This is a genomic window from Pedobacter heparinus, assembly GCF_032678725.1.
GTDB lineage: Bacteria > Bacteroidota > Bacteroidia > Sphingobacteriales > Sphingobacteriaceae > Pedobacter > Pedobacter heparinus_A.
Map to the genome: position 1 here is coordinate 247,189 of NZ_JAVTSC010000007.1, position 12,222 is coordinate 259,410.

11 protein-coding genes are annotated in these 12,222 nt (G+C 41.7%); 10 read left to right on the forward strand and 1 reads right to left on the reverse strand.

The window, feature by feature from the left end; translation table 11 throughout:
* Window positions 1-84 precede the first annotated feature (84 nt).
* From R2Q85_RS13065 to R2Q85_RS13100, 8 genes are all read left to right on the forward strand, one after another.
* Entirely contained in the window at window positions 85-711 is a 627-nt protein-coding gene (locus R2Q85_RS13065; protein WP_316812233.1) for an intradiol ring-cleavage dioxygenase, read from the forward strand.
* Between the two features lie 679 nt (window positions 712-1,390).
* A complete protein-coding gene (locus tag R2Q85_RS13070) occupies window positions 1,391-2,542 on the forward strand; it encodes a helix-turn-helix domain-containing protein (RefSeq protein ID WP_316812234.1) in 1,152 nt (383 codons plus the stop codon).
* 131 nt (window positions 2,543-2,673) lie between these two features.
* Complete coding sequence (locus R2Q85_RS13075; RefSeq protein WP_316812235.1) at window positions 2,674-3,306, forward strand: porin family protein; 633 nt, start codon at window positions 2,674-2,676, stop codon at window positions 3,304-3,306.
* Between the two features lie 32 nt (window positions 3,307-3,338).
* A complete protein-coding gene (locus R2Q85_RS13080) occupies window positions 3,339-4,718 on the forward strand; it encodes a hypothetical protein (RefSeq protein ID WP_316812236.1) in 1,380 nt (459 codons plus the stop codon).
* Window position 4,719: 1 nt separating this feature from the next.
* Window positions 4,720-5,190: a hypothetical protein gene (locus R2Q85_RS13085; protein WP_316812237.1), complete on the forward strand. Its 471-nt coding sequence runs from the start codon at window positions 4,720-4,722 to the stop codon at window positions 5,188-5,190.
* 19 nt (window positions 5,191-5,209) lie between these two features.
* On the forward strand, window positions 5,210-6,940 hold the full coding sequence (locus tag R2Q85_RS13090) for an SEL1-like repeat protein (RefSeq protein ID WP_316812238.1): 1,731 nt from the start codon (window positions 5,210-5,212) through the stop codon (window positions 6,938-6,940).
* 11 nt (window positions 6,941-6,951) lie between these two features.
* Entirely contained in the window at window positions 6,952-7,497 is a 546-nt protein-coding gene (locus R2Q85_RS13095) for an STM3941 family protein (RefSeq protein ID WP_316812239.1), read from the forward strand.
* A gap of 57 nt (window positions 7,498-7,554) precedes the next feature.
* Complete coding sequence (locus R2Q85_RS13100) at window positions 7,555-9,528, forward strand: ATP-binding protein (protein ID WP_316812240.1); 1,974 nt, start codon at window positions 7,555-7,557, stop codon at window positions 9,526-9,528.
* A gap of 87 nt (window positions 9,529-9,615) precedes the next feature.
* On the opposite strand, the gene R2Q85_RS13105 is transcribed toward R2Q85_RS13100, so the two are convergent.
* Window positions 9,616-9,789, reverse strand: a complete 174-nt coding sequence (locus R2Q85_RS13105) for a hypothetical protein (RefSeq protein ID WP_316812241.1) — start codon at window positions 9,787-9,789, stop codon at window positions 9,616-9,618.
* Window positions 9,790-10,226: 437 nt separating this feature from the next.
* On the opposite strand from R2Q85_RS13105, the gene R2Q85_RS13110 reads away from it, so the two are divergent.
* Window positions 10,227-10,823 carry an RNA polymerase sigma factor gene (locus R2Q85_RS13110; RefSeq protein ID WP_316812242.1) on the forward strand — a complete coding sequence of 199 codons (597 nt, stop codon included), beginning with the start codon at window positions 10,227-10,229 and terminating at the stop codon, window positions 10,821-10,823.
* A gap of 99 nt (window positions 10,824-10,922) precedes the next feature.
* Window positions 10,923-12,200 carry a FecR family protein gene (locus tag R2Q85_RS13115; RefSeq protein ID WP_316812243.1) on the forward strand — a complete coding sequence of 426 codons (1,278 nt, stop codon included), beginning with the start codon at window positions 10,923-10,925 and terminating at the stop codon, window positions 12,198-12,200.
* The last annotated feature ends 22 nt before the right edge of the window (window positions 12,201-12,222 follow it).

The window sequence follows — 12,222 nt, forward strand, 5'->3', positions numbered from 1 at the left end:
TACAGGTCGTATCTCTATTATCTTTCATTTTATAGGTATATTGTTATTGCTTTGTGCATCAATCAGGATTTAAAGCCAAAGACAATGAAGAAGCTAATAATTATATGGTTTGTTTTTACGGGTATGCTGTTTAATGAAACCTTTGCACAAACCAAAAGAGTGGGTGGCCCTTGCGAAGGCTGTGAAGCCATATATGAAAGCCCTATTCCTTTTGACCAGATCAAATCATTTGTTAAACTGCCCGATGTAAGCTGGGATGGTAAAAAACCAATGGGCATAAATGGTACGGTTTATAAAGCAGACGGAAAGACGCCTGCTGCAGGTGTAGTTTTGTATTTATACCATACTGATGCCACAGGGCACTATCCTATGAAGGGAAATGAGAAAGGCTGGGCAAAAAGACATGGTTATCTGCGGGGCTGGGTAGGTACAGATGCCAAAGGCTTTTATAAGTTTGGTTGTTTGCGGCCAGCGCCTTATCCAGGCGGTACCGAACCGGCACACATTCATGTGATTGTTAAAGAACCCGGCATCAACGAATATGATATTGATGAATTCCTTTTTTCTGATGATCCGCTGCTTACAGCGGCAAAGAAAGCCAAGCTGGAAAACCGGGGCGGTAGTGGTATTGTGAAAATAATTGATGTGGGGAATATGTACAAAGGGGAACGAAACATTTATCTTGGTAAGAATATTCCAGGTTACAGGTAATAAATACATTTAATAGAAATCGGCTTGAGTCTTCGCTGCAGTTTTTATCGGCTATTTAGCCCTATCAATGGCAACGCTATTAGAAGTCCATTCGATATTGTCATTAACTTTATTTGTTTGGGTCCAGGCAACTAACTTAGGATATAGTTTAGATACATATCTAACCATCACACCATTTTCAATATCCGTTGTACTATCTACAACAAAACCATAGCTTTTGGATTTTAGCTGATTTAATAGCGCTATGTACTGTGGTGCAGATACCGTGCGAAAAGTGGTTCCTATAGTACGATTTGGGCTGGTTTATTGATTTCCTTGCAATAAGCGTTAATATCTGCTAATGTTAATAATGAACGAATCATCTCATGAGCGCAGCGATGAATCCACATCTGGACCCCCCAGCGTTACTGCCTGGTTTAATGTGCGGATAAAGCCTGTGGTAAAAGCCGAGCAGCCGGAAAACTACAGGATGTTCAATTGTTAGCTTACCTTACTGAATCGGCAAAAGAACTGGACCTGGTGATCAGAGCTATCACTAATAGTGCGAAGGGGCTGTAGAGATCAAGGGTAAGCCTTTTAGTAGAAGCGTAATGAAAATTATCCGGAAGTATAATGTTTCAGCTATCATATTTTGTTTACTTTAGCTGTAGTTAAATTTTTGGGGATTAGTTAATAAAATATGTTTGCTTTAAACATTTGTCTTGCGCTTAATTTAATAATTTTATTTGTTGCTTTCTTTTTCAGGAATAATAATACGCTTCCCAATAGGATACTGGCACTTATTTTACTGGATACAGCCATCTCTTTTCTGGGCAACGCAAGTATCGTTGGTGGTTATTTTACGGCGTTCCCCTATTTGTTTTTTCTTTCCTGGTGTACCTCTTCTTATTTTGGCCCCTTATTTTTTACCTACACTTGTTTACTCACTGGCTCTCATTTAAAATTGAAGCACCCGATCTGGATCAGTGGCTTCCTGGTCTCTGCTTTTGGGCTTTCTTTTCCGCTGAATTATTTCCTGCTCCCGGTAATAGAACGTCCGGGCTTTGTGGCATCCTTGCTGGCCGAGCCTTTGCCATGGCAAATGACCGTAATTAATATCGTTGGTATGTTGACGATATTAATTAGTGTGTTTGCTGCTGCGAGAAAAATCGTTCAATACAAAAAAAGGCTGATCAGTACGCTATCTAACCTGGAAAAGACCAAGCTGATTTTTATCACGCAGTTTGTTATCCTTGGATTTATTTTGACAACGACCACCATTGTCCTCTACCTCGTTTTGCCGCAATACCTGGTAGAGTATTTGTACCTACCCTGCCTGATTACCTGCATTTATTTTTTCATCTTATTTTACACTTTCCGGCACCATGCCATTTTTACTCCTGAAACCTATGGGCAGTTCCTGAAGGATACGCTGCCGGCCAGTGAGGAAATGAGAATTGATGAAATAAAGCTGTCCAGTGTTCCCAGGTCTGAACTACAACTTTTGGCCGAGCGTATTGAAACATACCTTATCGAGTCTGGTATTTATACCAATCCCGATCTTACGCTTGGCATTTTAGCTAAGGGCATGAATCTGTCGAGTGATAAGATCTCTGTGGCGATCAATAAACAAATGAATAAAACCTTCTTTGATCTAGTCAATGAAAAACGGGTAGAAAAGGCCAAAGAACTTTTGGCGGGTAAAATAAATATCCTTACGATTGAGGCCATCGCAGCAGAGGCCGGGTTTAACAGTCGGGCGTCTTTTTACCGGGCTTTTAAAAAATGTACTGCACTTACACCTTCTGAGTATTTAAACAAGTCAGAACCTGTCTTTCTGGCTGCGAAGTAGCCTAAACAGGCTAAATCTGTTTGGTGAGACAAATTTTCGGTAAGATGAGACATGTATCTGAACTGTTTTGTGTGCCTGCTTTTTAGAATAAGATACTTTTACAATCTAAATCTCTTATTCTAAATTAAAGCATGAAACCACTCATTTTAACACTAGCTCTTTTTGGACTTTCATTGGGCGCATTTGCCCAAATTGGCTTAACCGCAGGTATGAACCTGGCCAAATACACCTATCCGGAAACTCAGTTCGATGTACACCGAAAATCTATACTGGCCTATAATTTCGGTATCCAGTATAAAAAAGAATTAACAGAAAAACTGTTTTTACTGCCTGAGTTAAGTTACTCAGGGAAAGGTTCGAGGATATATTATGATTATCCTGAAGGCTATACCGGCCCAATGAAAAATGTCAATAAGTTTCAATATTTACAGCTCAATTTACCTGCTATTGTAGCCATACCGCTGAGCGATGAGCTTGACTATGAAATAGGCGGAGGCTTGTTTGCTGCTTATCTACTTAAGGCCACTCAGAAAACCGTAGAGTTTGACGATAGCTACGTTACTGAAAAGTTTGCCTCGGGTGATTTAAAGAAGATGGATGCGGGTTTGCATTTAACCACTGGTTTCAGGATGAGCAAAATGCTTGGATTTCATTTCCGTTACGACCTGGGATTGATGAATATCGAAGGTGTTAACGGATCGCCTGTAGTCAAAACCCGGAACTTTTCGATCAACGTAAGTTGTTTGTTTGCTAAAAATGATTAATTAATATCCCTTCAGATCTAATATTTATAAAGATGAACAAACTAATATATCTCTTTTTTGCCTTGTTGTTATTTATCAGCTCCTGTAAAAAAGATAAAAAACCCGATGATATTAACAACACTGAAAACCTGCTTACCGACCCTGCTACGGGTTGGAAGCGGGTGGCCGTCATCCCATTTGATGAGTTGAAGACAGCAAGGGGTACTTCTCCTTATAACAGGATGAAAGGCTTTGATTTGCAGAAAGTCGGCGGTCAGTTTGCGGTATTGTATGCGCAGCATAGCCTGGACCTGAATAACCGGCTGGCGTCCGATTGGTTTTTTAAAGCACTGGTAACGGAAAATGCAACTGTCCAACCCGAGAAAATCAATTTCGGGGCCTTTTCTTCTTCCGGCAGCGGAAATCCGGGCCCTTACGGGAAGTATACTTTTTATGCCCAGTTTTTGCCAGGCAATTCAACTCCGGTTTTTACCGGGGTTGAGTATACAAATAACCATACCGTACTGGTGGATCAAACCAGCAAAGTGATTGCGGGTACACCTTCAAGAATTTCTACGTTTGGCTACCTGCCCGATGGTGAATTTTTGGCTGGTACGACTCCATTGAACGGTAGCGAAACTCATCTTTGGCATTATAAAAATCCGCCCAATCCCCTTGGTGATTTTAATTACACTTATCGCCCGAGCACAATAGACGGTAATAAAAGGCTATTTACCATCCCGATTAAAGGGGCAGATGGCAATTATTACGAATTCGCTTTATGCAGCAAAAACGGGGCGAATACTTTTATGGTTATTCGCTGCAGGGAAGACAGGCCCTATGGTGCCACACCACCAAACTACGAAGTAGTAGATTCCGGCCCCCTTTCGGGTATGCCGCAAAGTGGTTTATCGGCTGACAGCCTGATCCCACTTACTTATGAATATAACAGTACTACCGGCGAACTCACTTTTGTTTTTGAAGATTATTTAAGGATTCCGACAGAAGTAGACAACCGCTACAAAAACATATATGCCTACCGATGGAAACAAGGTTTGCTTACTAAACTCTGGCAAACTTCTGCTATAGAGAGCGATGGGGTCTTACAGGCAGCCTTAACTACCTATAGTAATGTAAACAGGCTGAATGACTGGCGACTAAAGGCCGATGGTACTTTGTATCTGATGGATGTCGTTCAGTCAAATTCGCCTCAAAATGGCGACGCCGCGCTGAAATTGTGGGAGGTAAATGGTTCTGGCATTAAAGTCATATCTTCTGTGACCCACGGTCAGACCGTTCAAAAAGAATATACCATTTCTACCTGCAGGTATATAGATGGGGCTTACTATGCTTTGGCTTTCCCTACCGGGGATAGCAAGTACAGCATTGGAGATCCGCATTACCACATGGAATTGATTAAACTTAATCCGTAATATGAAAATTATACTATTCAGCATTTTACTGGTCATTTCATTTGGGAATGTACATGCACAGCAGGATTACAAAGCCGTACTTGATTCGTTTTATCAGCACTCCAGAAGTGATTTTAAGGAGATTATGGCTAAGCAAATTGATACCGGGTCAGTTTTCTATCCTTCTAAAGCCACGCCAGACGTAGGGAATGTGAAAATCGGGAAATACCCAAATGCGGTTACCCTGAACTGGATCGTTCCTTTAACGCAATCTGCAAAAGTGCAGGCCGCTACGCAGGATTTTATAAAAACTACTTATTCCGATGCCAAACTGTATAAAACGGTAAGCGAGGGAACGGAAGAAGAGGGCGACATGACGACTAACGTATATGTCCTGGGCGGTGCGAAGCCTTTGCTCATTTTTCAAACCATCTATTATAGAAATGAAGATGCGGATAAAAGTAATTTCACTATTATTATGTACGGAAAATAAAAGCGATATGATCAAATCGATGCTAACACTACTTCTGGCTGTATTTAGCTCATCGCTAATGGCACAAGACTTAAGAGCGATATGGAACAAGGACTGTGATTGTTACGGTTATAAAGACAGTAAGGGCAATTTGGTAATTCCCTATAAATATTCCTTTGCACTTGATTTTTCGGAGGGAATGGGTGCAGTTAGTGCAAATGGAAAAAGTGGATTTATTAATAAGGATGATAAAGCCGTAATTCCATTAATGTATGAATGGGCAGAAGCATTTGGTGAAGGCCTGGCGGCGGTTCAGTTGGATGGGAAATGGGGATTTATCAATAAAAACGGGAAGCAGGTTATTCCGTTTACTTACGAAGAAGCAAAGGTGTTTCACGAAGGTTTGGTTAAGGTGAGGCTCAATAAAAAATGGGGCTTTATCAATCATGTTGGTAAGGTAGTGGTGCAGCCTGTTTATGAAAGAGTGGATGATTTTAGTGAGGGTATGGCCTCGGTTGCTCCCGTATGGGGTGCAGGATATGGTTACATCAACAAAGATGGAAAAATGGTGATCCCGGTGCAGTATAAATTTGTTTATTCGTTTTCTGATGGCGTTGCAATAGTAAGTACTGATAAGGGGTATTATCATATTGATAAAACTGGTAAAGTATTGGATCCTTTGGATAGTAAGCATGCACCGATACCTGCCGGGAAAACCGGTGCTGCTGTGGTTCAAAATACGGTTGCAGCACAGGAGCAGGGTATAAAAACAGATAATTTATGGGGTCGTAACCAGGAGGTTAAAAAGACAGCTGCAAATGATGTGGTGCTCGTGGAACGTAAAAAAACAGCGCAGCACAGCAAGTATTTTGAAAAAGGGCTGAAAGCCTGGAAAGACATTGATTTTAAAAAGTCGCATCCGCAGTTTTTGAAAGCAGCAGCGGAAGGTGATGCTGATGCCTGGTACTATATCGGCTGGCAATGGCTTGATAATTATCATGATGTTGTTGCCAGAGTGGATATTGATACGGCAAAATATTATTTTCAAAAGGGGATAGATGCTGGCAGCGGTCTTGCCATGTATGGGATGGGGGAATCCTATTACAAGCAGGCCAATGCGGCTAATGATATCTATCACAGTGGAGCGAGACTGATCAAAGTGCAAGACAGTTTATCCAATATAAAATGGGCTTATTACAAAATGGCGGCAAATGCGGGATGTGGCAGGGCTATGAATGTTTTTTTTAATGCGGAAAGTCCTTATAAAGTAGCGCTGTATTGTGCGACCAAATCAGCTGAAGTGGGTGATGCCAGGGGAATGATTCATATGGGGATGTTGTATCAATATGGATGGGGACTTCCTGTTGATAAAGCAGCAGCAAAAAAATGGTACGCACTTGCCCTGGACAACTGGCTGTTATATGACGACAGGGACCTTGCACTGGGGCAGCTGAAAAGGATAGATGATACACAGCCAAGACGGATTACATTGCAGGATTATGGTTTTCCTGATGCGGATTATAAGGAGCAGAGGTTAGAGAAACAGGAAGCCCGGGATTATACGGCTGAAAATGCGGCATATAACGAGTGGTGGGAGAAAACTTATGGCAGAGGTGGTACGCAGAACAGCAGGCCGATGCCGAATAATAACATTCCCCAGGCAGGTTACAGACCGGCTGCGCAATCCGAAGCGGACAGGCACCAGAGTATCATGGATCAGATTTACCGGGATGCCCAGAAGCAAATGAACCGGAGTTTTAAGAGTTACTGATACAGGCAGCCATGATGACTATAAATCCTGTTGTAATTCCTTTTAGTAAAAGCAAAATCTTTTTATTGCTGATTGGGGCTAATGTTTTTGTAGGAATTGGTGGCTGGCTGCTGTTTGGGAATCCAACGTTTGACAATACTTTGCTGGACAACCCCTGGTTTACAAAAACAACAGGTCTGGCCTCACTTGTTTTTTTTGGCATCGCCGTCTATTTCCTTATTGGTAAGCTAATAGCTAAAAGCCCGGGGTTGGTTATTGATGATGTGGGCATCGAGGATTATTCTTCAGCCGTAACTGTACCAAAAATTTACTGGAAAGATGTTGAAGCTATTGAAGTGCTTACGATAAAATCACAGCCGCTGATCCTGTTTAAGGTAAGCAATCCACAAATTTATATTGATGGGGCAAAAGGCTTTAAACGAAAGATGATGGCACTGAATTACAAGTGGTATGGCACGCCTTTATGTATTTCAGCAAATGGATTGCGCGTTTCTTTTGAGGAATTGCTGCAATTGGTATCGGAGAGGTTTGAGGTGTATGCGAACATAAATGATTAAACATTCATAAAATAAATTGCTTTAATTTTTTTAAGTTTGGTTACCTATTGTTTAATAATGAACGAATCATCTCCTGAGCGCAGCGATGAACTCCAGAACCTGGCGGCTCATTTACAATCACTCATTACCTCGCTGGAGGATATTGTTTTTGAGATTGACGGGAACCACATTTTTAAGAATGTCTGGGTGTCTGATGAAAGGATGCTTTTTATGCCTAAAGCAGCTTTTTTGGGCAAAACCATAGCTGAAGTGATGGGGCCGCAGGCGCCAACATTTACCGGCCCGGTGAACACGGCCATCCAAACAGGGGAGGTGCAGGAAGTGGTATATCCACATCTGGACCCCGGCATTACTGCCTGGTTTAAAGCGCGGATAAAGCCTGTGGTAAGAGCTGAGCAGCCTGAAAACTATATCCTGGTATTGAGTATCCAGGACATCACCACGCAAAAACTGGCTGATCTGGCTTTGGAAAATGCGAAGGAGCAACTGGAAATGAGAAATGACCTGCTGGATGTAAGCCAGAAGCTGAGCCATACCGCGGGCTGGGAACTGGACATTCAAACCGGGGCTGTTTTCTGGACCAGGCAGGCCTATCTTTTATTTGAGGTGGAGGAGGATTTCGCCTTTTCGCTGGAAAATGTGCAGCCGTTTTTTGCCAGCGAAGACTGGCGGCTTTTGGATGCCTGTACTGAGGCAGCCATTAAGCAAGGGAAACCTTATGACCTGGAACTCAGGTTTATTACCGGAAAGGGAACTCATAAATGGGTACGTGCCATTGGAATTCCGGTTACAAAGCTGGGCAGGGTGGTGATGATGAGGGGTGCATTGATGGACATTACACCCAAGAAAGAAAACGAATTCGCATTGATTGATGCCAGGAACGCCGCAGAAAAGGCTTCGAAAACCAAGTCTGATTTTTTATCTGTTATGAGCCATGAGATCCGTACGCCATTGAACGGGATCATAGGTATAGCCAATTTGCTAAAGCTGAACCATACGATGGACCAGAAGGAATATATTGGCAACCTGATCTTTTCTGCTGATCATTTGATGGAGCTGATCAATAATATCCTTGATCTGACTAAAATGGAAAATGAAAAGCTGGAATTGGTACTTGCTGAAATTGATTTGCTCAGATTGGTCAAAAATATCAAAAATCAGTTTAAATCGCTGGCCGAGGCCAAAGGGATTGAGCTGAAAAGCTTAATTGATGATGAGGTACCCCAGCGGATCATTGCTGATCCGATCCGGATCAGTCAGATGCTGAATAACCTGATCAGTAATGCCATTAAGTTTACAGATAAGGGTAATGTGACCTTGATTATTAAACTGGTATCCATCCTGGCCAACCGGGCAAGCATTCATTTTGCGGTACGTGATACAGGGATGGGCATTCCGCCCGAACTGCAGGAAAGTGTTTTTGAGAGTTTTAAGCAGGTACAGCAATCTCCGCACCGTGAACATGGTGGTACAGGATTGGGCTTAACCATCACGCAAAAGCTGGCTGAACTTCATGGAAGCAGGGTCGTATTAACAAGCAAAGCCGGTAAAGGATCTGAATTCCATTTTGACCTGAGTTTTGATATTCCGGAAAATCAAAGTCCGGATGCTCCGGTAACAACATCTTCTGTATTTGCTGCGCATGAGCACAGGCTAAATGGGTTAAAGGTATTACTGGTAGAGGATAACCAGATCAATGTGATGGTGGCGTTAAAACAGCTGGAGTATTTTGGAGTAAATGCGGATTGTGCTTATGACGGGCGGGAAGCCTTAAAGTTAATGGAGGTAAACCCTTATGATGTGGCATTGATTGACCTGCACATGCCTGGAATTGACGGTTATGCACTTGCAGAGATTGTCCGGCGTAAATATCCTGATATTCATCCTGTAATATTTACTGCGGATATTATGAACGAGGTGAAACAGCGCTTTGCACAGATACATGTATATGATATTTTAAACAAGCCTTTTGCACCTGAAAAAATGTTTGAGGTGCTGTTGAAGGTAGCGCAGGACAGGGGAATAGTATGATATGAAAAGCGGGTGTTGTTCGTAAAGATGAGGGTAATAATAAAGCATGTCAACAGACACACTCATGGTTCTACGAAACTTAACAGGTTAACGTTTATAAATAGATCCGGTTTTTAATAGCTGATCAGACATCTTTTTTAAAATGCGCAGTTTTTCCATTACGATGTTGTTTTTCTTTTTTAGTGCTGCCGATTTTTTAAAAAGTTCGGTAAAGCGCTGCTTATTGAGCTTTAAATCTTCGTTTTCATTTGAATTTTCCATATGGGATGGTTTAAAAGAATGAATGCCAGGACTATAGCCTTAAAGATAAGTACATTAACAGTAAAAAGCAATCAAATGGTGGTCAAATTTGTGCTTTTGTACAGTGTGAAGAAGACGGGTGATCGGTTTGAATGTTTTTGTAACCTATGTTTAATCTCTGCTTAATAAAGCTTAGCTACATTCGTATCAGTCGGTATTTTGTATTGATAATTGAAGATCCCAAAAACCTGGAATGGATGTTCTGGTTTTTAAACTTTTAAGAAAAAATATTTTCATAAAATATTTGGCCCTGGCATTGTTTGTAAGGGGATTTTGGGCTTAATACGCTCAGTGTCAATTGTACACTACCTGTTTTTTGTGTGGTTATTACCTAAATTATATAGAACTTTGTTGGTATAATTTCGTAACTTAAAGATGGGATTTAAAACAATAGGGAAATGAGTGCTTACAGCCCATATACCGATCAGGAACTAACGGCTTTGCTAAAGGCCGGAGACGAATTTGCGTTTACCGAGGTGTACAATAAATATTGGGATAAACTCTTTTTTGTTGCCGCTAAGAAATTGAATGACGAAGCAGAAGCCGAAGAGGCTGTTCAGGATATTTTTTTAGCGTTATGGAAAAACCGGGAACATTTTGTGCTTAAAGAAAGCTTTGAACACTATTTTGCTGTAGCTGTAAAGTTCCAGGTGATTAAAAGACGTGACAAGCGTTCAAGACACGCCGCCATAGAGCAAATTATTTCTACACAAACAGAAGCGGAATTTTTACAGAGCCAGGCACGCGATTGGACACAGGAACATCTTGAAAAACTGCAGACACGTCTTGATCTGGCTATTGATACTTTGCCTAAAAAATGCAGGCTTGTTTTTAAAATGAGCAGAGATGAAGATTATACCAATAAAAAAATTGCCACTGAATTGGGTATCACAGAAAAGGCAGTTGAAAAGCACGTAACTACGGCATTAAAAGTACTGAAGAACAAACTTGGCCCTAATGCAATGTTACTGGCGATCATTAATGAACTGCTGTAGTATCAAAAAACACCGATGTTAAATTTTTATTAAAAAAATATTAAAAAAAGGTAGGGTTTGGCACCCGATGATTGGACTATGTATTAAAATGCCCTGATAATGGACGAACAACGAATAGATCTTCTTTCACGAAAAATTGTCGACGGTTCGATCACAGCTGATGAACTTAAGGAATATAATCAATGGTTCGGGACATACGATAAGGAGGAATACCACATGAAATCTGAGATTACTGCGGCAGAACTCAGCACACGTATCTATATGAATATCGCTAAAGAAGCAAATTTCGAATCGTTGAAGATGAAGCCAAAAAAACTTTGGCCACGTATCATCGGCGTAGCTGCTGCGGTAGCAGCAATTGTATTTGGCATCTGGTTTTATACATCACGTCATCCCGAGGAAAGCGTAGTGACGAGGGATCTCTTGGCCAACGATATTGCTCCGGGTAAAAACACTGCAACCATAAAAATTGGTGATGGCGAAGCCATTACCTTAAGTGATAAACAAACAGGGGTAATTGTAGCGGCAAATAACCTGACCTATAATGACGGTAGTACAATTTTGTCATCCAGAGCGAACGCGAAGGATCTTTTGAATAGCATAAACAAGAGGTCTCTCCCATACGGTCGAGATGACGGCAGGGCGCGATTGCTAACCGTAACAACACCTCGGGGCGGTACCTACCAGGTTACCTTACCAGACGGAACAAAGGTATGGCTAAACGCCGCTTCAGTTTTAACTTACACGATGTCGCTAAATGAGCGTGGCGGTGTACGGTTAGTTGAACTAAGCGGCGAAGCCTACTTTGAAGTTTTTAGGAATAAAAATCAACCGTTTGTAGTAACTGCCAAAAATTTGACAACAACGGTGCTGGGCACACATTTTAACATTAGTGCGTATGATGATGAAGGGAGTACGAAGGCGACGTTATTGGAGGGTAGTATACGCGTCACGTCATTTCGAGGGAAGCGTAGCGACGAGAAACCTCTTGGCCATGCTAATTCAAGAGATCTCTCCTATCGTCGAGATGACGGGGGGGCTGAGCGGGATGCCGAAGGCGGGGTAATATTAAAACCCAACCAACAAGCTCTTGTCACGGGTAGCTCGGGGATAAATGTAAAAGAAGTAGACGCTACAGAAGCCATAACCTGGAAAAATGGCAAGTTTAGTTTTGAACGTGAAGAGATGGGCAGCATTATGCGCAAGGTAGCGCGATGGTACAACGTAGATGTTGTTTTCCAGGAACCGTTACAGGAGGTAAAGCTAACAGGAAGCATATCCAGGTTTGAAAAAGTGTCTAAACTGTTGGAGATGCTGGAAAATACAAAAGAAGTGCGTTTTAAAATAGAAGGGCGTAAAGTGTACGTAACTAAATAAAGAACGCCGAAGGCAGCTAATG

Coding starts and splice junctions, on each gene's coding strand:
- R2Q85_RS13095 (WP_316812239.1), top strand. CDS start 6,952: ATGATGACTATAAATCCTGTTGTAATTCCTTTTAGTAAAAGCAAAATC.
- R2Q85_RS13080 (WP_316812236.1), top strand. CDS start 3,339: ATGAACAAACTAATATATCTCTTTTTTGCCTTGTTGTTATTTATCAGC.
- R2Q85_RS13090 (WP_316812238.1), top strand. CDS start 5,210: ATGCTAACACTACTTCTGGCTGTATTTAGCTCATCGCTAATGGCACAA.
- R2Q85_RS13070 (WP_316812234.1), top strand. CDS start 1,391: ATGTTTGCTTTAAACATTTGTCTTGCGCTTAATTTAATAATTTTATTT.
- R2Q85_RS13065 (WP_316812233.1), top strand. CDS start 85: ATGAAGAAGCTAATAATTATATGGTTTGTTTTTACGGGTATGCTGTTT.
- R2Q85_RS13110 (WP_316812242.1), top strand. CDS start 10,227: ATGAGTGCTTACAGCCCATATACCGATCAGGAACTAACGGCTTTGCTA.
- R2Q85_RS13085 (WP_316812237.1), top strand. CDS start 4,720: ATGAAAATTATACTATTCAGCATTTTACTGGTCATTTCATTTGGGAAT.
- R2Q85_RS13100 (WP_316812240.1), top strand. CDS start 7,555: ATGAACGAATCATCTCCTGAGCGCAGCGATGAACTCCAGAACCTGGCG.
- R2Q85_RS13105 (WP_316812241.1), bottom strand. CDS start 9,789: ATGGAAAATTCAAATGAAAACGAAGATTTAAAGCTCAATAAGCAGCGC.
- R2Q85_RS13115 (WP_316812243.1), top strand. CDS start 10,923: ATGGACGAACAACGAATAGATCTTCTTTCACGAAAAATTGTCGACGGT.
- R2Q85_RS13075 (WP_316812235.1), top strand. CDS start 2,674: ATGAAACCACTCATTTTAACACTAGCTCTTTTTGGACTTTCATTGGGC.